Annotated in this window: 17 protein-coding genes; 13 read left to right on the top strand and 4 right to left on the bottom strand. The window is 65.6% G+C overall.

What is annotated here, in order from left to right; translation table 11 throughout:
* Positions 1 to 269: 269 nt before the first annotated feature.
* Both AB4Z51_RS05700 and AB4Z51_RS05695 read left to right on the top strand, forming a co-directional pair.
* Complete coding sequence (locus tag AB4Z51_RS05700; RefSeq protein ID WP_135213485.1) at positions 270 to 3365, top strand: Rne/Rng family ribonuclease; 3096 nt, start codon at positions 270 to 272, stop codon at positions 3363 to 3365.
* Positions 3366 to 3431: 66 nt separating this feature from the next.
* Positions 3432 to 4664 (top strand): NAD(P)/FAD-dependent oxidoreductase, encoded by a 1233-nt coding sequence (locus AB4Z51_RS05695; protein WP_135213484.1) that lies wholly within the window; start codon positions 3432 to 3434, stop codon positions 4662 to 4664.
* Here AB4Z51_RS05695 and AB4Z51_RS05690 read toward each other — a convergent pair.
* A complete protein-coding gene (locus tag AB4Z51_RS05690) occupies positions 4661 to 5500 on the bottom strand; it encodes a helix-turn-helix transcriptional regulator (protein ID WP_135213483.1) in 840 nt (279 codons plus the stop codon). The genes AB4Z51_RS05695 and AB4Z51_RS05690 overlap by 4 nt on opposite strands.
* 91 nt (positions 5501 to 5591) lie before the next feature.
* On the opposite strand from AB4Z51_RS05690, the gene AB4Z51_RS05685 reads away from it, so the two are divergent.
* Entirely contained in the window at positions 5592 to 6476 is an 885-nt protein-coding gene (locus AB4Z51_RS05685) for an SDR family oxidoreductase (RefSeq protein WP_135213482.1), read from the top strand.
* 26 nt (positions 6477 to 6502) lie between these two features.
* Here AB4Z51_RS05685 and AB4Z51_RS05680 read toward each other — a convergent pair whose 3' ends face one another.
* The 3 genes from AB4Z51_RS05680 to AB4Z51_RS05670 all read right to left on the bottom strand — a co-directional run bounded on the left by AB4Z51_RS05680 (position 6503) and on the right by AB4Z51_RS05670 (position 9772).
* Positions 6503 to 7837, bottom strand: a complete 1335-nt coding sequence (locus tag AB4Z51_RS05680) for a dicarboxylate/amino acid:cation symporter (protein ID WP_135213481.1) — start codon at positions 7835 to 7837, stop codon at positions 6503 to 6505.
* An 83-nt stretch (positions 7838 to 7920) separates the two neighbouring features.
* Complete coding sequence (locus AB4Z51_RS05675; protein ID WP_063983547.1) at positions 7921 to 8478, bottom strand: biotin transporter BioY; 558 nt, start codon at positions 8476 to 8478, stop codon at positions 7921 to 7923.
* Positions 8479 to 8584: 106 nt separating this feature from the next.
* On the bottom strand, positions 8585 to 9772 hold the full coding sequence (locus tag AB4Z51_RS05670; RefSeq protein WP_135213480.1) for a pyridoxal phosphate-dependent aminotransferase: 1188 nt from the start codon (positions 9770 to 9772) through the stop codon (positions 8585 to 8587).
* Between the two features lie 177 nt (positions 9773 to 9949).
* On the opposite strand from AB4Z51_RS05670, the gene AB4Z51_RS05665 reads away from it, so the two are divergent.
* The 10 genes from AB4Z51_RS05665 to aat all read left to right on the top strand — a co-directional run bounded on the left by AB4Z51_RS05665 (position 9950) and on the right by aat (position 19813).
* Positions 9950 to 11353 carry a M48 family metalloprotease gene (locus AB4Z51_RS05665; RefSeq protein WP_135213479.1) on the top strand — a complete coding sequence of 468 codons (1404 nt, stop codon included), beginning with the start codon at positions 9950 to 9952 and terminating at the stop codon, positions 11351 to 11353.
* 98 nt (positions 11354 to 11451) lie between these two features.
* A complete protein-coding gene (locus AB4Z51_RS05660) occupies positions 11452 to 12219 on the top strand; it encodes a DsbA family protein (RefSeq protein ID WP_135213478.1) in 768 nt (255 codons plus the stop codon).
* Positions 12220 to 12456: 237 nt separating this feature from the next.
* Positions 12457 to 13251, top strand: a complete 795-nt coding sequence (locus AB4Z51_RS05655) for a DUF1236 domain-containing protein (RefSeq protein WP_063983551.1) — start codon at positions 12457 to 12459, stop codon at positions 13249 to 13251.
* A 257-nt stretch (positions 13252 to 13508) separates the two neighbouring features.
* On the top strand, positions 13509 to 13976 hold the full coding sequence (gene aroQ / locus AB4Z51_RS05650) for a type II 3-dehydroquinate dehydratase (protein WP_135213477.1): 468 nt from the start codon (positions 13509 to 13511) through the stop codon (positions 13974 to 13976).
* A gap of 35 nt (positions 13977 to 14011) precedes the next feature.
* A complete protein-coding gene (gene accB, locus AB4Z51_RS05645; protein WP_063983552.1) occupies positions 14012 to 14500 on the top strand; it encodes an acetyl-CoA carboxylase biotin carboxyl carrier protein in 489 nt (162 codons plus the stop codon).
* A 59-nt stretch (positions 14501 to 14559) separates the two neighbouring features.
* Positions 14560 to 15915 carry an acetyl-CoA carboxylase biotin carboxylase subunit gene (accC, locus tag AB4Z51_RS05640; protein WP_135213476.1) on the top strand — a complete coding sequence of 452 codons (1356 nt, stop codon included), beginning with the start codon at positions 14560 to 14562 and terminating at the stop codon, positions 15913 to 15915.
* Positions 15916 to 16018: 103 nt separating this feature from the next.
* On the top strand, positions 16019 to 17536 hold the full coding sequence (locus tag AB4Z51_RS05635; RefSeq protein WP_094184055.1) for a sensor histidine kinase: 1518 nt from the start codon (positions 16019 to 16021) through the stop codon (positions 17534 to 17536).
* Positions 17533 to 17973, top strand: coding sequence for a response regulator (locus tag AB4Z51_RS05630; protein WP_135213475.1), 441 nt, complete (start codon positions 17533 to 17535; stop codon positions 17971 to 17973). The genes AB4Z51_RS05635 and AB4Z51_RS05630 overlap by 4 nt, the downstream gene beginning before the upstream one ends.
* The gene (locus tag AB4Z51_RS05625; RefSeq protein ID WP_135213474.1) at positions 17970 to 19085 is read left to right on the top strand and encodes a sensor histidine kinase; all 1116 of its coding nucleotides are present in this window, start codon (positions 17970 to 17972) and stop codon (positions 19083 to 19085) included. Before AB4Z51_RS05630 ends, AB4Z51_RS05625 begins: the two co-directional genes overlap by 4 nt.
* Before the next feature lie 47 nt (positions 19086 to 19132).
* A complete protein-coding gene (gene aat / locus AB4Z51_RS05620) occupies positions 19133 to 19813 on the top strand; it encodes a leucyl/phenylalanyl-tRNA--protein transferase (RefSeq protein ID WP_135213473.1) in 681 nt (226 codons plus the stop codon).
* Positions 19814 to 19972 lie beyond the last annotated feature (159 nt).

Genomic DNA, 19972 nt, shown 5'->3' with positions numbered 1-19972 from the left:
GATTGAGGGGCGGCCCCGCCGCCCAATGTTTCATACGGGCCGACGCTTGATGCGCCAGACTGTGCCGACGAATTCTGAAGGACCGTTCGCGACGCTGCGGAGTGACAATCCCGCGCGCCGCTTCGGCCCTCCAGCTTCCGTTTCGGCAAGGCGCGAGAGACGGCGTTTCGGCCTTCCCCTCACCCCCGAATCAGGTGGACCGTCGCGGCACCCGGCAGCGCTAATCGCGCCCACGGTGAATCGCGCCCGCCGCCGCCAAGAGTTAAGACATGCCCAACAAGATGTTGATCGATGCTACCCACCCGGAGGAGACCCGGGTCGTCGTGGTCCGCGGCAATCGCGTCGAAGAGTTTGATTTCGAGACCGCGCAACGCAAGCAACTGCGCGGGAATATCTACCTCGCCAAGGTCACGAGGGTCGAACCCTCGCTCCAGGCCGCCTTCGTCGAATATGGCGGCAACCGCCACGGCTTCCTCGCCTTCAGCGAAATCCATCCCGACTACTACCAGATCCCGGTCGCCGACCGGCAGGCACTGATCGAGGCCGAGGAACAGGCCCATCGCGAAGCCGAGGAAGAGAGCGAGAACCGCTCCCACGGCCGCCGCCGGTCGCGCCACCGCAATTCCCGCCGCCGCAGTCAGGGCGAACGCGTCCGCAGCGACATCGTTGAGGGCCTCGAGGCCGGCGCCGATCCAGCGGCCCAGCCGGTCGAGGGCGAGGTCCTGCACACCGAGGGCGCGCCGCACGAGGGCGAGCACCTGCACGCCGAGACGGAGCATCACGGCGAGCACGAAGGCCACGAGCATCAAGACCACGAACATGGCGATCATGATCACCACGATCATGACCACGAAGGCCATGATCATCACGATCATGGGCACGACGACCATCATCACGATCATGACCACGGCCACGACAGCCAGCACGATCATCACGACCATGATCATGCCGACGAAACGCCCGCGCCTGTCGCAGCCTTCGGCGCCGAGCCCGTGGTCGCGACCGAGACCGCTTCCGAACCGCAGGAGGCTGTCGCCTCCGAAGCCCATGCCGAGGCTCTCGCCGAAGCCGTGACCGCCTCCACCGAACCGGCCGATGCCGTCTACGCTGATGGCGAAAGCACTGATGCTCGTCATCAGGAGTCCGATGAGGAAGACGACGAGGACGAGGACGGCGAGGAAGCCGAAGAGGAACACGTCGAATCCGTCGGCGGCGACGACGTGATGGAGGAAGTGCCGGAGCGCACCTTCCGCCCGCGCCGCCAGTACAAGATCCAGGAAGTCATCAAGCGCCGCCAGGTGATGCTGGTGCAGGTCGTCAAGGAAGAGCGCGGCAACAAGGGCGCGGCGCTGACCACCTATCTCTCGCTCGCCGGCCGCTATGCCGTGTTGATGCCGAACACCGCGCGCGGCGGCGGCATCAGCCGCAAGATCACCAGCGCGCAGGATCGTTCCCGCCTGAAGGAAGTTGTGCAGGATCTCGACGTGCCCGAGGGCATGGGCATCATCCTGCGCACCGCCGGCGCCGCCCGCACCAAGCCCGAGATCAAGCGCGACTTCGAATATTTGATCCGGATGTGGGAGACGGTGCGCGACCTGACGCTGAAGTCGCAGGCCCCGACCCTGGTCTACGAGGAAGGCTCGCTGATCAAGCGCTCGCTGCGCGACCTCTACAACAAGGAGATCGACGAGATCTCGGTTGCCGGTGAGTCCGGCTACCGCGAAGCGCGCGACTTCATGAAGATGCTGATGCCCGCCAATGTCAGCGCGGTGAAGCAATATCGCGACGGCCAGCCGCTGTTCTCGCGCATGGGCGTCGAGAGCCAACTGGACGCGATGTTCTCTCCGACCGTGCAGTTGCGCTCCGGCGGCTACATCGTGATCAACCAGACCGAGGCGCTGGTCTCGATCGACGTCAACTCCGGACGATCGACCCGCGAGCACCATATCGAGGACACCGCGCTCAAGACCAATCTGGAAGCGGCCGAAGAGGTCGCCCGCCAGCTCCGTCTGCGCGACCTCGCCGGCCTGATCGTCATCGACTTCATCGACATGGACGAGAAGCGCAACAACCGCGCGGTCGAGCGCAAGCTGTCCGATTGCCTGCGGCAGGACCGCGCGCGCATCCAGGTCGGCCGCATCTCGCATTTCGGCCTGCTCGAGATGTCGCGCCAGCGCATCCGCGCCAGCGTGCTGGAATCCTCGACCGATCCCTGCCCGCATTGCGGCGGCACCGGCCATGTCCGCTCGGTCTCCTCGGTTGCGCTCCAGCTTTTGCGCGGCCTCGAAGAGATCCTGATGAAGGGCGCGACCCACAATCTCGTGGTCCGCACCCGCACCGACGTCGCGCTCTATGTGCTGAACCACAAGCGCGGCCATCTGCGCGACCTCGAGAACGGCTTCAAGGTCACGCTGGCCGTCATCGCCGACCCCAGCGTCAGCGGACCGCAGGCCTATCTCATCGACCGCGGCGAGCAGGTGCATACGCTGGAAGCGGCGAAGGCGCTGCTGGCGGCACAGGCCGCCGCAAGCCCGCCGCCCGTAGCCGAAGAAGTCTATGACGACGAGGAATTCGATCCGGAGCTGGAATCCGAGGTCGAGACCGAAGAAACCGAAGGCCTCGCCGAGGAGCAGGCTGGCGGCGAAGCGGCTTCCGACCAGGATGGCCAGCGCCGCAAGCGCCGCCGGCGTCGGCGCGGCCGCGGTGCCCCGCGCGACGGCGAGTTGCGCGAGGATGGCGCTCCGGCGTCTTCCGAAGCGGCCGTGGCGGCCAGCGAAGGTGAAGAGGATTCCGAGTCCGAACAGGACGGCGAGGAAGGTGAGGACCAGGCGGCCCGCAGCGAGCAGCAGGGCAACGGCGATCGCCGTCGCCGGCGTGGTCGTCGCGGTGGACGCCGCCGTCGCGGTGGCAACGAGGAAGGTCTCGCCGGCTCCATCGGCGACGAGCTCGCAGCCAATGCGCCGTCGGAAGCGACCGATGCCGTCGCCGATTTCGACAGCTTTGGCGGCGAGGCTGCGCCCTCGATCGCGCAGGCCGAACACACCACCGCCGAGCCTGAGGTCAGCCAGCCCGAGCCGCGCGCCGAGGTGCAGATTGAGGCGCCGGCCCAGCCTGAGCCCGCTCCTGCCGCCGCGGACGAAGAGCCGGCCGACGACAAGGCTGCGCGTCGCCGCTCCACGGTCCGGGAAAAGGTGAGCTTCCTGTCGAGCAGCGCGAGCGAGCCGGCAACACCGGTTGCGGCAGCGCCAGAGCCGGTTGCCCCGCCCGCACCAGCCGCTGAACCCGCGCCGGAAGCGGCAACCGAAACTCCGGCCGCGCCGCGTCGCGCCGGCTGGTGGTCTCGCCGGTTCGGCGGCGGCGAGTAGAGCGAACAAAGCAGTTGAAACCGCCCGGCCAAACCGGGCGGTTTTGATTTAGCGAGGTCAGTTTCGATGCAAAGCGCAATTGTTCTCGGCGGCGGCATGATCGGCGTGAGCGCGGCGCTGCACCTCCGGCAGCGCGGCTGGTCGGTCACGCTCGTCGACCGCAGGGAGCCGGGCCGCGAGACCAGCTATGGCAATGCCGGGATGATCCAGGCCGAAGCCGTGCGCCCCTATCCGATGCCGCGCGACCTCGCTTCGCTCCTGAAGATCGCGACCGGCCGCACCAACGACGTGCGCTACAGCCTGTCGTCGCTTCATCTCCATATCGAGCCCCTGCTCCGCTACTGGTGGCATTCGGCGCCGAAGCGGCATCGCGAGGCGATCGACGCCTGGGCGCGGCTGATCGCCTACGCGACGGCGGAGCACGACATCCTCATTCGCGAAGCCCATGCCGACAATCTGATCCGCCGCGCGGGCTACCGGCATCTGCATCGCGACGCAGCCTCCTTCGATCTCGCCGTCAAGGCGGCGGAACAAGACCAGCGCGAATTCGGCGTGAGGTTTCGCGCGCTCTCGGGGGCCGAGCTCGCCAAGGCCGAACCGATTCTGCGCGACGACCTGCCCGGCGCGATCCATTGGCTCGACACCTGGACCGTGTCCGATCCCGGCGCACTGGTCACGGCGTATGCCGAGCTGTTCGAGCGCCTCGGCGGCACCATCGTGCTCGGCGATGCCCAGACCTTGCGGCAGACCGCGACCGACTGGTCGGTCGATACGGACCAAGGAACCATAGACGCTGCGGCCGCCGTCGTGACGCTGGGGCCCTGGTCGCCCAATCTGCTGCACAAATTCGGATACCGCATTCCGCTGGTGCGCAAGCGCGGCTACCACATGCATTACAGCGGCGGCGCATCACTCGATCTGCCGCTGGTCGACAAGGCCGGCGGCTACGCCATGGGTCCGATGGCGAAGGGCATCCGCATCACCACGGGTGCGGAATTGACCGGCATGGACGCGCTCGCAACGCCCGTGCAGCTCGCCAGTGCCGAAGCTTCCGCGCGAGAGCTGATCGACCTCGGCAAGCGGGTCGAGCCCGACCCGTGGTTCGGCACCCGCCCCTGCACGCCCGACATGCTGCCGGTGCTCGGGCAAGCGCCGCGTCACCCGGGCCTCTGGATGAATTTCGGCCACGGCCACCAGGGCTTTACGCTCGGGCCCGCGACCGGCCGCCTGCTCGCCGAGATGATGAGCGGCGAGACGCCGGCGATCGATCCGACGCCATACCGGCCTGAGCGCTTTTAGCTGTCGGCGCGCTCGGCCAGCATCTTCCTGATGCGGTCGGCGTCTTCAGGCGTCGCCGGATTGTAGACGATCATGCTGAGATCGGAGCGGCCCTCGACATTGAAGCTCGAATATTCGAACGACATCGTGCCGTGAACGGGATGCCGCAGCCGCTTGGTGCCGTCGCCATGATGGCGCACGTCATTGTCGCGCCAGAGCGCCGCGAATTCCGGACTTGTCCGACAGAGCTCGTCGACGAAATCGGCGACATGCGAGACGGCACCTGCTCGCGCCGCGTCTGCCCTGAATGCGGCCACCACGAAGCGTGCCACACTGTCCCAGTCATATTGCGCGGCGCGCACGCGCGGATCGCAGAAGATGAAGCGCAGGATGTTGCGCTGTCCCGGCGGGATCGCGCCGTAGTCGGTCAGCACGACGCTTGCGGCGCGATTCCAGGCGACGACGTCCCAGGTCGCGGTGCGTACCAGCGCCGGGCTGAATGAGAGCGCATCGAGCACGCGTTGCAGCCGCGGTGAGACGCCTTCGCTCGCCTGGTAGCGCACCTCGGGCTGGCGGCCGAGGCCGATCAGGAACAGGTGCTCGCGCTCGACATCGGTCAGCATCAACGCGCGCGCGATCCGGTCGAGCACGTCGGCCGACGGCGCCCCGCCGCGGCCCTGCTCCAGCCAAGTGTACCAGGTCGAGCTGATATTGGCGCGCTGGGCCACTTCCTCCCGGCGCAGACCCGGCGTGCGCCTGCGGCTGCCGGAGAAGCCGAACGCGGCTGCATCGAGCCGGGTGCGACGGTCCTTCAGATAGACCCCAAGCAGGTTCTCGGCGGCAGTGCTCTCGCTCATCCTGTTAGCGATTATACCCTGATAACGTCACTACTTTACCCGGATAACTCTAACGCAGATGGTTCTCTCCACCAACCCCAGGAGAATTCGCATGCGTGTTTTCGTTACCGGTGCCACCGGCTTCGTCGGCTCCGCCGTCGTTCGAGACCTGATGGCCGCCGGCCATAGCGTGCTCGGCCTCGCCCGCTCCGATGCCGGCGTCGCAGCGCTCACCACGATGGGCGCCGAGATCCATCGTGGGTCGCTGGAGGATCATGCGTCCTTACGCAGCGGCGCCGCCGCTTCGGACGGTGTCCTGCATCTCGGCTTCAACCACGACTTCTCGAAATTCGCCGACAATTGCGAGCTCGACCGTCGCGCGATCCTGGCGCTCGGCGAGGAACTCAAAGGCTCCGACCGCCCTCTCATCGTCACATCAGGTGTGGCGCTGCTGGCGCCCGGACGGCTCGCGACCGAAGACGATGCGGCGGCCCGCCACTTTCCGCGCGTCTCGGAAGCCACCGCCGAAGACCTCGCAGAGCGCGGCGTCCGCACCGGCATCGTGCGGCTGCCGCCCACGACCCATGGCGAGGGCGACCACGGCTTCGTGCCGCGCCTGATCGCGCTCGCCCGGGAGAAAGGCGCCGCCGCCTATATCGGTGAAGGCCAAAACCGCTGGCCGGCCGCGCACCGCCTCGACGCCGCGCGCGTCTATCGTCTCGCGCTGGAGCAAGGTGCGACCGCGCGGCGCTATCATGCGATCGCCGAGGAAGGCGTGCCGTTCAAGGCGATTGCCGAGTTGATCGGCCGAAGGCTCGGCGTCCCCGTCGTGTCCAAATCGCCTGAGGAAGCAGCCGCGCATTTCGGCTGGTTCGCACAGTTCGCCGGCATCGACGTTCCGACCTCAAGCGCCAGGACGCGCGCTTTGCTCGGCTGGGCGCCGAAAGAAAAAGGGCTGATCGAGGATCTCGACCAGCCCTACTACTTCAAGGTCTGACGGCGCGCGGCGCCGCCACCGGCAGATCAGTCCGTCGTGACGGCCGTTTCCAGGTCGGTCGGATCGATCTGCCTGGCGAGGTTGGCGTTGAGCTTGTCGCGGTCGAGCTCACCTTCCCACCAGGCGACGATCACGCAGGCCACGCCGTTGCCACAGAGGTTGGTCAGCGCGCGGCACTCGCTCATGAACTTGTCGATTCCGAGCACGATCGCCATGCCCGGCACGAGGCGCGGATCGACCACGGCGAGCGTCGCGGCCAGCGTGATGAAGCCCGCGCCGGTGATGCCGGAGGCACCCTTCGAGGTCAGCATCGCCACCACCAGGATGGTGAGCTGCTGGCCGAAGGTGAGATCGAAGCCAAGCGCCTGCGCGATGAACAGCGTCGCCAGCGTCATGTAGATGTTGGTGCCGTCGAGATTGAACGAATAGCCCGTGGGCACCACGAGGCCGACCACCGACTTCGAGCAACCGAGGCGCTCGAGTTTCTCCATCAAGGAAGGCAGCGCGCTTTCCGAGGACGAGGTGCCGAGCACGATCAGCAGCTCGTCCTTGATGTAGGCGAGGAACTTGAAGATGGAGAAGCCGGCGAGGCGCGCGATGGTTCCGAGCACGACGAATACGAACAGCGCCGCGGTGACGTAGAACGTCGCGATCAGGCCGACCAGGTTGAGGATCGCCCCGGTGCCGAACTTGCCGATGGTGTAGGCCATTGCGCCGAAGGCGCCGATCGGCGCCGCGCGCATCACGATGGAGATGACTCCGAACACCGCATGCGCGGCGTCATCGATGAAGCTGCGGATGGTATGGCCGCGCTCGCCGAGGCCCATGATGGCGAAGCCGAACAGCACCGAGAACAGCAACACCTGCAGGATCTCGCCTTGCGCGAAGGCGCCGACCACGGTGTCGGGGATGATGTGCAGGATGAAGTCGACCGACCTCTGGCCCTCGGCCTGCTTGGCGTAGTTGGCGACGGCCTGCGCGTTGGCGGCGGCGCTGCCGAAGCCCGCACCCGGCTTCACCAGGTTGCCGATGATGAGTCCGATCACCAGCGCGAAGGTCGAGACGACCTCGAAATAGACCAGCGCCTTGACGCCGATGCGGCCGACCTTCTTTGCGTCCTGGATATGCGCGATGCCGGAGACCACGGTGCAGAAGATGATCGGCGCAATCACCATCTTGATCAGCTTGATGAAGCCGTCGCCCATCGCCTTGATCCACTCGTTGGTGGCGAGCGACGGCCACAGCCAGCCGACCAGGGCGCCGAGCACGATGGCGATCAGCACCTGGACGTAGAGAACCTTGTACCAAGGCTTGGCGGCGGCCGGCGCGACCGGCGCCCCCGCCATCGTTGTCGTCGTCATTGTTTCACTCCCCCTCAAACTCAGAGCCAGCCAAGATCAACTTGGCCGGCTCTGTCAATCGGAACTGCTCGGAATGGTGCGCTTTACCCGCGTCGATCGACGATCCGGCGGGCCGCCGGCATCAGCGCGGCGCCCAGCGCGTTCTTGACCACCGATGCCGCAATGAACGGCGCGACGCCGACCGCCCAAGCCTTGGTTGCGCCAAGGCCGATGACGTAGGCCAGCCAGCCGAAGCCGGCGATGAAGATGACGACATGGGCGAGCGCCATTGCTCCAAACAGGAACACGACGTTGCGATCCCAGCCGCGCTCGGCCAGCCAGCCGGTGATGAAGGCAGCCAGCACGAAGCCATACAGGTAGCCGGCAGTCGGGCCGACCAGCGGTGCAATTCCACCGACCGGGCCGGCGAACACCGGCAGCCCCATCGCGCCTTCGGCGAGGTAGGCGATCATGGTTGCGCTGCCAAGGCGCCAGCCATAGGCGGCGCCGATCATCAGCACGACCAGCGTCTGCAGGGTCATGGGCACGTAAGGCAGTGGCAGATTCACCTTGGCTGATAGCGCCATCAAGGCGGTGCCGAGCGCAATCAGCACGACGGCGCGAAGTGCGCCGACGGTTTCACCCGGACGGGTCGGCCACATCAATGCGGCGAGAGGAGAATGCGGCGTGGCGACGGACGCGAGGGAACGGTCAGACAAAGTTGAACTCCGCAGGGCTGGTGTCGAAACGGCTGTCGAAAACTCGCGGCTATTTAAGCCAGTGAGCGATCCGGTCAACTGCCTCCCGCATCTCCGCTGCCGAACGCGCATAGGAGAGCCGTATGAACGAACGACCATGGATCGGATCGAAATCGAGACCCGGCGTGGCCGCAACGTGCGCCTGCTCCAGCATCTGCTTGGCAAACTCGAAACTGTCCGAGGTGAAGTCCGAGACGTCGGCATAGAGATAGAAGGCGCCGTCGGCAGGCAGGAACTTGCTGAGGCCCGCATTGGGCAATCCCTCGATCAGGATGCGCCGGTTTTCCTGATAGCCGTGCTTGATCTCCTCCATCTCGGCCGCGCCGTCGAAGGCCGCTTCGGCCGCGATTTGCGACAATGACGGCACCGAGATCGACAGGTTCTGCTGCAGCCGCTCGATCGGCCGCACCAGGATCTCGGGCACGACCATCCAGCCGACGCGCCAGCCCGTCATGCAAAAATATTTCGAGAACGAGTTGATCACGAGTGCGTGCTCCGACAGCGCCGCCGCCGTTGCCGCCGGAAACGCGTAGTCGAGCCCGTGATAGATTTCGTCCGAGATGAAGCGGATGCCGGCGTCTTCCGCCGCAGCGATCAGGCCGGCGAGCGCCTCGCGGGACATCATCGTCCCGGTCGGATTGGCGGGGCTACCGACCAGCACGCCCTTGAGCGGCGCCTTGCGATGCGCCGCCAGCAGCGCCTCGCCGGTCAGCGCGTGGCGCGTGTCATTGGTGGTCTCGATCAGCACCGGCTCGCAACCGAGCGCGGTGAGGATGTGGCGGTAGGGCGGATAGCCCGGCACCGTCACGGCGACGCGGTCGCCGGGCGCGAACATCGACAGGAAAGCCAGGATGAAACCGCCGGAGGAGCCTGTCGTCACCACGATCCGCTCGGGGCTGACATCACAGCCATAGGCATCGCGATAGTGGCGCGCGATGCGTTCGCGCAATGAGGGGATGCCGAGCGCGGAGGTGTAATCGATCCGCCCCGCCTCGAGCGCCGCATGGGCGGCCGCGATCGCGGTCTGTGGGGCGCCGGTTGCGGGCTGGCCGACCTCCATGTGGATGACATGGCCGCCTGCCGCCTCGATTCGGGCCGCGGCGGCCATCACGTCCATCACCATGAACGGGGGAACATCGCTGCGGCGGGAGGGCTCGAGCCACTGCCCCACCCGGTTCCTCAATGTCGCATCGTGCATCGAATTCTGCTATTCGCTGGCGAACCGGTCGGTTCGGTCCCGGAAACGGGGCGCTTGCGCCCCAGACTGGCCGCATTGTACGGCTCATAAGGGCATATCTCGTATCCGGTCCGCCGCCAATCGCCAAAAACCAATCACGAAACTGCTTGATCAAGACCGTTTGACCCAGACCGCCTGATGTTGCTCCAGATCGCATTGCGCAAGAAGGCCTCCGCCCTCACCGCCCTCGTCACTGCCGCGGCGATCGCGCTGTTGCCGATGCCGGCCGCGCATGCGCAGGCCAAGGGACCGCCGATCCTGCGCGACACCGAGACCGAGCAGCTGCTGCGCGAATACACGCGCCCGATCCTGCGCGTTGCCGGTCTGGAAAAGCAGAACATCCAGATGGTGATCATCAACGAAAGCTCGTTCAACGCGTTCGTCGCGGACGGCCGCCGCATCTTCGTCAATTACGGCGCGATCATGCAGTCGGAGACGCCGAACCAGATCATCGGCGTGCTCGCGCACGAGACCGGGCATCTGGCCGGCGGCCATCTGTCCAAGCTGCGCGAACAGCTCGCCAACGCACAGACCCAGATGATCATCGCCATGCTGCTCGGGGCCGGAGCGATTGCCGTGGGTAGCACCCGAGGCAGCAACAGCGCCGGCAACAACGGCCTCGCCAATGCCGGTGCCGCCGCCATCGCCGGACCGCAGGAGATGATCCGCCGCACGCTGCTGTCCTATCAGCGCCAGCAGGAGGAGAACGCCGACCGCGCCGGCGTGAAATTCCTGACCGCGACCCAGCAGTCTCCGAAGGGCATGTACGAGACCTTCAAGCGCTTCACCAGCGAGAGCCTGTTCGCGTCCCGCGGCGCCGATCCCTATCTCCAGTCGCATCCGATGCCCGCCGAGCGCGTCGCGTCGCTTCAGGAATTCGCCAGTTCCAGCCCCTATTGGGACAAAAAGGACGATCCCGCGCTCCAGCTCCGCCACGACATGGCGCGCGCCAAGATCTCCGCGTTCATGGAGCGGCCGGAGACGGTCTACCGCCGCTATCCCCAGACGAACGACAGCATGCCGGCGCGCTATGCCCGCGCCATCAGCACCTATCTGCACGGCGATTTACGCAGCGCCCTGGCCCAGATCGACGCGCTGATCCAGGTCCAGCCGAACAACCCGTATTTCTACGAGGTGCGCGGCCAGGCCCTGCTGGAGGGCGGCAAGCCGGCCGAAGCGATCCCTGCCCTGCGCAAGGCGGTGCAGCTGTCCAACAACGCCCCCCTCATCGAGATGTTACTTGGGCAGGCTCTGGTTGGATCGGATAATAAGGCCTACACCGATGATGCCGTTCGGATTCTCCGGGCCGCGGTGGCACGGGAACCGGAGGCTGCGCTCGGCTATATGCAGCTCGCGATGGCCTATGGCCGGAAGGGCGACTATGCCGAGGCGGATCTGGCGTCGGCGCAGGCCGCTTATCTGCGCGGCGACAACAAGACCGCCCGCGAGCTCGCCACGCGCGCGAAAACCCGTTTCGCCGTCGGCACGCCCGGATGGGTCAAGGCCGACGACATCGTGGCGGCCAAGCCGCCGCGCAACTAACGCGACCAAGACGACGCCTGACACCACGACGTCACGACACCGAGCTTAAGTCCGCCGGGACGTTTTCCGAAACCAGCTTTCGATAAGAGGATTTGCCTATGCCTTCGCTGCGCCTGCTTGCTCCCGCGCTGTTCGCGCTCGCCATGTTCGGCGCAGCCGTTCCCGCGTCGGCCGACAGCTTCTCGGATGCCCAGCGCACCGACATCGAGGCGATCATCAAGAATTATCTCGTCACCCATCCCGAGGTGCTCGAGGAAGCGATGACCGAGCTCACCAAGCGCCAGGCCGCGGCCGAAACGCAGAAGCACGAAGCCAGCATCGCGCAGAACTCCGATGCGATCTTCAACTCGCCGCGCCAGGTCGTGCTCGGCAACAAGGACGGCGACGTCACCTTCGTCGAGTTCTTCGATTACAATTGCGGCTACTGCAAGCGCGCGATGGGCGACATGCTCGACCTCATGAAGGCCGATCCGAAGCTGAAGGTCGTGCTGAAGGAGTTTCCGGTGCTGAGCCAGGGCTCGGTCGAAGCGGCGCAGGTCGCGGTCGCCGTGCGCATGCAGGATCCCACCGGCAAGAAGTACCTCGACTTCCACCAGAAGCTGCTCGGCGGCCGTGGCGCCGCCGACAAGGCGCGCGCGCTGCAGGCGGCCAAGGAAGCCGGCCTCGACACCGCCAAGATCGAGAAGGACATCGGCAGCCCCGAGGTGCGCGCCACCATCGAGGAGAATTTCAAGCTCGCCGAAGCGATGGGTATGAACGGCACGCCGAGCTACGTGATCGGCAAGCAGATCGTGATCGGCGCCGTCGGCCTCGAAGGCCTGAAGGAAAAGATCGGCGTTGCCCGTTGCGGCAAGGCGACTTGCTAACAAGGCGACCTGCTGATCCCGCATTTCACAATCTGCGCATGCGACGAGGCCGGCTGAACAGCCGGCCTTTTTCGTTGACCGCAGCTTTGCGCGAATTCTGGCGCGAATCCGGCGCGCGCATTCATCTCGCGTTTAAGAAACAAATACCCCGGAACCGCCGATGTTCCGGAACAACTCAAATCTCCTTTCGTTGGTGGCGCGGGCAATGACGCAAAGAAACACGTGAGGAGAAATTTGATGTCTAACCGCTTTATGATCTCGGTCGCCGCGCTCGCGCTCGTCGCAGGCACCGGGCTGGCGAACGCACAGGGCACCATGAACCGCGATAGCGGTGGCGGGGCCGGCGCGCAGCCGACGCAACATTCGCAACCCGCCGGTGGCGCAGCTGAACGTGGCGCGATGGGCAAGGAAGCCGCTCCCGAGAGGGGCACCGTCGGCCAGGCTGGCGGCGCCATGAAGCCCGGCGGAGCAGCCGAGGAGAAGTCGTCTGGCGCGACGGAGAAATCCGGTGCGATGGAAAAGTCAGGCGGGATGGAAAAATCCGGCACGATGAACAAGAACGCGGCTGACGAGAAGGCCGGCGCGACGAAGGGTGAGCACGCCCAGGGCGCGCAGGACAAGTCCAAGAGCACGATGGACAAGTCCCAGATGGACAAGTCCAAGAGCACCGAGACTGACACCAAGAGCGGCAACATGAACGCCCAGACCAAGGGCGCGGACAGCAAGGCTGCCGACACCAAGTCTCAGACCACGACCGGCGCCGCGCCTGCGACCGCTGCGGCACCGCCTGCCGAGAAGCGGACCGAGATCTCAACGGCGATCAAGTCGACCAAGATCGAAGAGACCACGAACGTCAACTTCAACATCTCGGTCGGCGCCGCGATCCCGGCATCCGTTCGCTTCCATCCGCTGCCGCCCCGGATCGTGGAAATCTATCCGGAGTGGCGCGGCTATGACGTGATCTACGTCCGCGGACAGTACATCATCGTCCGTCCGCAGACGCGCGAGATCGTGTACATCATCGAAGGCTAAGCCGCTTGGCTGACGCCCGATAAGCCCTTGCCGAGAGATCGGCAGGGGCTTTTGGCCTATTGGGCGGCCTCCCCTGCCTATCCCGCCCGGCAGCCACGATTAGAACTGGTTAACAAGCAATTTCCGTAGCTTCCGCACAGGTTTTTGCACCCCGGATGAGCTGTTTGAAGCCCCCTGGGAGGTCCTTCAAGGCTTCCCCTAGGGCGCTTTGTTACCTATAACCCCCGCCACGCCGAAGCACCTCTTGCGGGATTGGAATGGCCGAACCAGCAACCGACACGATCCTCGTTCTCAACGGGCCGAACCTCAACATGTTGGGGACGCGCGAGCCCGAGAAGTATGGCCACGCGACGCTGGCCGACGTCGAAACGCTGTGCCGCGAAGCGGCGGCGGCGTACGGCCTCAAGGCCGACTGCCGGCAGTCCAACCGCGAAGGCGAGTTGATCGACTTCATCCACGAGGCGCATGCCCGCAAGATGAAGGGCATCATCATCAATGCCGGCGGCTATTCGCACACCTCGATCGCGCTGCACGACGCGCTGCTCGCGGTGCAGATCCCGACCGTCGAAGTGCACGTGACCAACATCCACGCCCGCGAGAGCTTCCGTCACCATTCCTACACCGCGCGCGCGGCCTTCGCCTCGCTCTGCGGTTTCGGCATCGAGGGCTACCGCCTCGCGATCCAGGGCCTTGCCGCCAAGCTCGGCATCAAGCCCAAAGCCTGACGCTCCCTCTTCACACAGAACATTCGGATCAGAACATGGCGCGCCAGCCAGACGACAAAGCAGCCGTAAAGTTTTCCAGCGAGGATTCCGCGCTCGTCCGCGAGCTCGCACTTCTGCTCGATGAGACCAGCCTCACCGAGATCGAGATCGAACGGGCCGGCCTTCGCCTGCGCGTCGCCCGCAACATCAGCGTAGCCGCCACCATGCCGATGCAGATGGCGGCCGGTCCCGCCGTCCTGCCGGCGGCCGCAGCTGCCGCCGCGCCAGCCGCGGCCGACCTGTCGAAGCATCCGGGCGCGGTGATCTCGCCGATGGTCGGCACCGCCTATTGGGCGCCGGAGCCCGGCGCCAAGCCGTTCATCGAGGTCGGCAGCAAGGTCTCGGTCGGCCAGACGCTGCTGATCATCGAAGCCATGAAGACCATGAACCAGATCCCCTCGCCGCGCGCCGGCACGGTGACGCAGATTCTGGTCGAAGACGGCCAGCCGGTCGAGTACGGCGAGCCGCTCGTCATCATAGAGTAATGGTCGTGGGCGGTCAGCCGCCCTAGCCGCCTCCCGCGCGCCAGTCCCTTAAGGACACCATGTTCGACAAGATCCTCATAGCCAATCGCGGCGAGATCGCCCTTCGCATCCTGCGCGCCTGCAAGGAGCTCGGGATCGCGACCGTCGCCGTGCACTCCACTGCCGACGCCGACGCCATGCATGTGCGCCTGTCGGACGAGAGCGTCTGCATCGGGCCGCCGCCGTCCAAGGACAGCTATCTCAACGTGCCCGCGCTGCTCGCGGCCTGCGAGATCACCGGCGCGGATGCCGTGCATCCCGGCTACGGCTTCCTCTCCGAGAACGCGCGCTTCGCCGAAATCCTTTCCGAGCACAATCTGCATTTCATCGGCCCCAAGGCCGAGCACATCCGCCTGATGGGCGACAAGATCGAGGCCAAGAAGACGGCCAGGAAGCTCGGCATTCCCGTGGTGCCCGGCTCGGACGGCGCGGTCGGCCCCGAGGACGACGCGATGGCGATCGCCAGGAAGATCGGCTTCCCCGTGCTGGTCAAGGCAGCCGCCGGCGGCGGCGGCCGCGGCATGAAGGTCGCGCAGAGCGAGGCCGACCTCCAGGTGGCGCTGTCGACGGCAGCCAACGAGGCCAAGTCCGCCTTCGGTGACGCGTCCGTCTATCTCGAAAAATACCTCCAGAAGCCGCGTCACATCGAGATCCAGATCCTCGGTGACGGTCGCGGCGGCGCGATCCATCTCGGCGAGCGCGACTGCTCGCTGCAGCGCCGCCACCAGAAGGTCTGGGAGGAAGGCCCCTCGCCGGTCCTTGCCGCCGCTGCACGCGCCAAGATCGGCGAAACCTGCGCTAAGGCGATGCGCGAGATGAAATATCTCGGCGTCGGCACAATCGAATTCCTGTTCGAGGACGGCGAGTTCTACTTCATCGAGATGAACACCCGCATCCAGGTCGAGCATCCCGTCACCGAGAGCATCACCGACATCGACCTCGTGCTGGAGCAGATCCGCATCGCTGCCGGCGGCGATCTGCCGGCCAAGCAAAGCGAGATTCAGATCATCGGCCATGCGATCGAGTGCCGTATCAACGCCGAGAACCCGCAGAGCTTCCGTCCCTCGCCGGGCCGCATCACGCAATATCACCAGCCCGGCGGGCTCGGCGTGCGCATCGATTCCGCGGTCTATCAGGGCTACACCATCCCGCCCTATTACGACTCCCTCGTCGGCAAGCTCATCGTCCACGGCAAGACCCGCGCCGAATGCCTGATGCGGCTGCGCCGGGCGCTGGACGAGATGGTGGTCGAGGGTATCGAGACGACGCTGCCGCTGTTCCGCGACCTGGTGCGCCAGGACGACATCATCAACGGCGACTATCATATCCACTGGCTGGAACAGTACCTCGCGGGCAAGGAACCGGTCGCGGGGTGACCCCTCTCCTCCCGTGGAACCCTTTGGCCCCCATCGCGTTCTGGACGGGGACAGTTCCGAGGGGGCCTTTTGAGTTCCGTTGACGTGACGAAGCGAGACCGTCGTGACGACTGAAGCGCAACGACGGCGCTCCATGTGGCAGATCCTGCTGTTCTCGGCGGGTCTTCTGGTGTTGACCGTGATCAGCGCCGGCTCCGTCTACCTGGTCAACAAGGCCAGAGACGATAGCAAATGGGTGATCCACACCATCGAGGCGGAGAACCAGATCAACGCCCTGCTGCTGGAAATCCGGCGTGCCGAGAGCGCCGCCCGCGGCTATCTCCTGACCCAAGGGGCGGATTTCAAGGCCGACCATGAGAAAGCCGTGGCAGCGATCATACCTGCCCTCGACAAGCTCACGCGCCTGACCCGCGATAATCCGGACCAACGCGGCAACATCGAGAAGCTGAGCGCGGCTATCGAAATCCGGCTGGGGCAATTCAAGCAGGAGTTGGACTTCATCGGCCAGAATCGGCCGGACAAGGCCATAGCGCAGGTCCGCGAGGCCGCCTCCACCGACACCACGGCCGAGATCAGCAAAGTCGCCGTCTCCATGATCCAGGAGGAGGAGCGTCTGTTCCGGCTCCGATCGGCCAATTCCGACCGCAGCCAGACGCTGGCGGCCTCGATGACCGGCATCGGTTCGGGCCTCGTGGTGCTGCTGACCCTGATCTCGATCTGGCTGGTGCGGCGCTCGGTGCTGGCCCGCGACGAGGCCGAGACGCGCCTGCGCGACGCCTACGCGAATCTCGAGACCGTCGTCGACGAACGCACGGCAGACCTGCGCGAGGCCAACAACGAGATTCAGCGCTTTGCCTATATCGTCAGCCACGATCTTCGCTCGCCACTCGTCAACATCATGGGCTTCACCAGCGAACTCGAAGAGCTCAGCGGCGACATTTTCCGCCGTATCGGCGGCCTCACCCATGTCCCGGCCGATGGCCCGCCGCTAGCTGACGGCGAGGTCACGCTCGAAGGCCCCGACAAGCAGCTTTCAACGGATTTTTCCGAAGCGCTCGGCTTCATCAAGTCGTCGATCGCCAAGATGGACCGCCTGATCTCGGCGATCCTCAACCTCACCCGCGAGGGCCGGCGCGAATTCGTGCCCGAGAAGATCGACACCCGCGAGCTGATCGAAGCCATCGTCTCGACGCTGGCGCATCAGTCCGCCGAAGCGCAGGCCGAGATCCATGTCGCGCCGCTGCCGGATCTCGTCAGCGACCGCCTTGCGCTGGAGCAGATCTTCTCCAATCTGATCGACAACGCCATCAAATATCTCAAGGCCGGCGCCCCCGGCGAGATCAGAATCCGCGGGCGCACCAAGCTTGGCTACGCTATCTTCGAGATCAGCGATAATGGCCGCGGGATCGATCCGAAAGATCACCAGCGGATTTTCGACCTGTTTCGCCGGGCGGGAACCCAGGACAAGCCTGGTCAGGGCATTGGTCTTGCGCATGTGCGCGCACTTGTGCGCCGCCTCGGCGGTACCATGTCGGTATCATCGGAACTGAATACGGGCAGCACCTTCACCATCACGCTGCCCATCACCTGGAACGCAAGCAACCGGAACGCCGACCAATGACTCAACCCGTCACCATCATCATGATCGAGGACGACGAGGGCCACGCCCGGCTGATCGAGCGCAACATCCGCCGATCCGGCGTCAACAACGAGATCATCCCCTTCGCCAACGGCACGGACGCGGTGAAGCACCTGTTCGGCGCCGACGGCAGCGGGCTCGTGCAGAAGGGCAATGCGCTCCTGATCCTGCTCGATCTCAACCTCCCCGACATGACCGGGATCGACATCCTGAAACAGATCAAGGAGAACAAATATCTGAAGGCCTCGCCCGTGGTGGTGCTGACCACCACCGACGACAGCCAGGAAATCAAGCGCTGCTACGAGCTTGGCTGCAACGTCTACATCACCAAGCCCGTGAACTACGAGAATTTCGCCAATGCCATCCGGCAGCTCGGCCTGTTCTTCTCGGTCATCCAGGTCCCGCCCGCCGCCTCATGAACCAGCACCCGCCTACACTGCTCTACATCGACGACGACGCGGCGCTGGCCCGCCTGGTCGAGCGCGGCCTGACGCGGCGCGGCTACAAGGTCATTCATGCCGCAAGCGGCGAGGAAGGCCTGGAGCGTATCCGTCGCGCGGGGACCCAAAACAGCGCCGACAGCTGCATCGACGTCGTGGCGCTCGACCAGTACATGCCCGGCCTCGACGGGCTGGAGACGCTCGAGCAGATCATGGCGATCGCAGGCGCGCCGCCGGTGGTGTTCGTCACAGCGTCGCAGGATTCCAGCATCGCGGTCACCGCGCTGAAGGCTGGCGCGGCCGATTATCTCGTCAAGGACGTCAAGGGCGACTTCATCCCTCTGCTCCACGTCGCCGCCGACGGCGCGCTGCGCCAGGCCGAATTGCAGAAGGCGCGCGAGGAAGCCGAGGCCGAGATCCACGCATCGCGCGACCGCTACGCCGCGCTCGCTGCCGAACGTGAGCTGCTGCTCCGCGAGGTCAATCACCGCGTCGGCAACTCGCTCCAGATCATCGCCTCGCTGCTGCATCTCCAGGCGAACTCCGCAGGCCAGGAAGAGGTCAAGGCGGCGCTGACCAACGCGATGGGCCGCGTCGCCGCGGTCGCGCAGGTGCACCGCCGGCTCTACACCTCGCAGGACCTGAAGAGCGTGGTGCTGAACCAGTATCTGGATTCGCTGCTCGAGGATCTCCGCCGCTCGGCCGAAGGCAACCGGATGTCGCGCCTGACGGTGAAGGCCGAGCCGATCGAGATCGATCCGGACCGCGCCGTCGCCGTCGGCATCATCGTCAACGAGCTGGTGATGAACGCGGTGAAATACGCCTATCCCGACGGCGCCGGCCCCATCCATGTCGAGCTGACCTCGCAGGGCGAGGATCTGCTGCTGGCGATCACCGACGACGGCGTCGGCGACAAGGTCAAGGCGGATCCACGCTCGACCGGCATGGGCCAGCGCATCGTCGCGGCGATGGCCACCAAGCTCGACGCCACCGTCGAGCGCGACCCCGCCCATTCCGGAACTCGCGTCATGCTGAGGTTCCGCCGCACGCCCGCGGCCCCCGACAAGACCAACAACGCCGCCGCAGGCTGACCCTCGCCCCCTTCGCAACACCTCCACGATCCTGCTATTGTTGCGCCATGACTTCGCGCGACTCCGCTTCGTCTGAAATCACGCCGGCCGTGCTGTTGCGTGCCTATGCCTGCGGCATCTTTCCGATGGCCGAGAGCGCCGACGATCCGACCCTGTTCTGGGTCGAGCCGGAATTGCGCGGCGTGATCCCGCTCGAGGGATTTCGTGTGGCCTCGCGGCTCGCGCGCACCGTCCGTACGGACGCCTTTCGCGTCACCGTCAACACCGCGTTCAAGGCAACGATCGCCGGCTGCGCCGCGCCGCAGGCGGGGCGCGAGGACACCTGGATCAACAAGCGCATCCGCGACCTCTATGGCGGCCTCTACGAGCTCGGCCATTGCCACAGCGTCGAGGCCTGGCAGGGCGACGACCTCGTCGGCGGGCTCTACGGCGTCAGCCTGGGACGCGCCTTCTTCGGCGAGAGCATGTTTCACACCGCGCGCGATGCCTCGAAGGTCGCGCTGGTGCACCTGGTCGCGCGGCTGATCCATGGCGGCTTCGAGCTGCTCGACACGCAATACGTCACTGATCATTTGAAGAGTTTTGGCGCGGTCGAGATTTCGCGTCGGCGCTACACCGCACTGCTCGACAAGGCCCTCGCCGGCGACCCCGGCGATTTCCTGAGGCTGTCAGCCGGTGACGCGATCCCGGGCGCGCGCGCGCTCGACATCGTCGCCTCGCGGCCATAATCGGTGATGGGGCCTAGCACTACTTTGGCAGAATGTGTTTGCGCCCCTGTTTTTCAAGGATTTGCTTTCGGCAATATGGGCACTGCTGAGACGGCGGCCGAAGGATGAGATCGACGATGGCGTGACGTACGGCGGGCATGGTTGGCTGGGGCGGAGGCC

Origin of the sequence: Bradyrhizobium sp. 2TAF36 (assembly GCF_052114925.1) — a bacterium.
GTDB lineage: Bacteria > Pseudomonadota > Alphaproteobacteria > Rhizobiales > Xanthobacteraceae > Bradyrhizobium > Bradyrhizobium barranii.
Note: the sequence above shows the minus strand (reverse complement) of the source record. Positions and strands in the feature narration are given on the sequence as shown.

Excerpts from the sequence above, each read along its gene's own strand:
- AB4Z51_RS05660 (WP_135213478.1), top strand. The coding sequence starts at position 11,452 with ATGCCTTCGCTGCGCCTGCTTGCTCCCGCGCTGTTCGCGCTCGCCATG.
- AB4Z51_RS05665 (WP_135213479.1), top strand. The coding sequence starts at position 9,950 with ATGTTGCTCCAGATCGCATTGCGCAAGAAGGCCTCCGCCCTCACCGCC.
- AB4Z51_RS05670 (WP_135213480.1), bottom strand. The coding sequence starts at position 9,772 with ATGCACGATGCGACATTGAGGAACCGGGTGGGGCAGTGGCTCGAGCCC.
- AB4Z51_RS05685 (WP_135213482.1), top strand. The coding sequence starts at position 5,592 with ATGCGTGTTTTCGTTACCGGTGCCACCGGCTTCGTCGGCTCCGCCGTC.
- AB4Z51_RS05690 (WP_135213483.1), bottom strand. The coding sequence starts at position 5,500 with ATGAGCGAGAGCACTGCCGCCGAGAACCTGCTTGGGGTCTATCTGAAG.
- AB4Z51_RS05630 (WP_135213475.1), top strand. The coding sequence starts at position 17,533 with ATGACTCAACCCGTCACCATCATCATGATCGAGGACGACGAGGGCCAC.
- AB4Z51_RS05700 (WP_135213485.1), top strand. The coding sequence starts at position 270 with ATGCCCAACAAGATGTTGATCGATGCTACCCACCCGGAGGAGACCCGG.
- AB4Z51_RS05675 (WP_063983547.1), bottom strand. The coding sequence starts at position 8,478 with ATGTGGCCGACCCGTCCGGGTGAAACCGTCGGCGCACTTCGCGCCGTC.
- AB4Z51_RS05680 (WP_135213481.1), bottom strand. The coding sequence starts at position 7,837 with ATGACGACGACAACGATGGCGGGGGCGCCGGTCGCGCCGGCCGCCGCC.
- aat (WP_135213473.1), top strand. The coding sequence starts at position 19,133 with ATGACTTCGCGCGACTCCGCTTCGTCTGAAATCACGCCGGCCGTGCTG.
- AB4Z51_RS05625 (WP_135213474.1), top strand. The coding sequence starts at position 17,970 with ATGAACCAGCACCCGCCTACACTGCTCTACATCGACGACGACGCGGCG.
- accB (WP_063983552.1), top strand. The coding sequence starts at position 14,012 with ATGGCGCGCCAGCCAGACGACAAAGCAGCCGTAAAGTTTTCCAGCGAG.
- accC (WP_135213476.1), top strand. The coding sequence starts at position 14,560 with ATGTTCGACAAGATCCTCATAGCCAATCGCGGCGAGATCGCCCTTCGC.
- aroQ (WP_135213477.1), top strand. The coding sequence starts at position 13,509 with ATGGCCGAACCAGCAACCGACACGATCCTCGTTCTCAACGGGCCGAAC.
- AB4Z51_RS05655 (WP_063983551.1), top strand. The coding sequence starts at position 12,457 with ATGTCTAACCGCTTTATGATCTCGGTCGCCGCGCTCGCGCTCGTCGCA.
- AB4Z51_RS05695 (WP_135213484.1), top strand. The coding sequence starts at position 3,432 with ATGCAAAGCGCAATTGTTCTCGGCGGCGGCATGATCGGCGTGAGCGCG.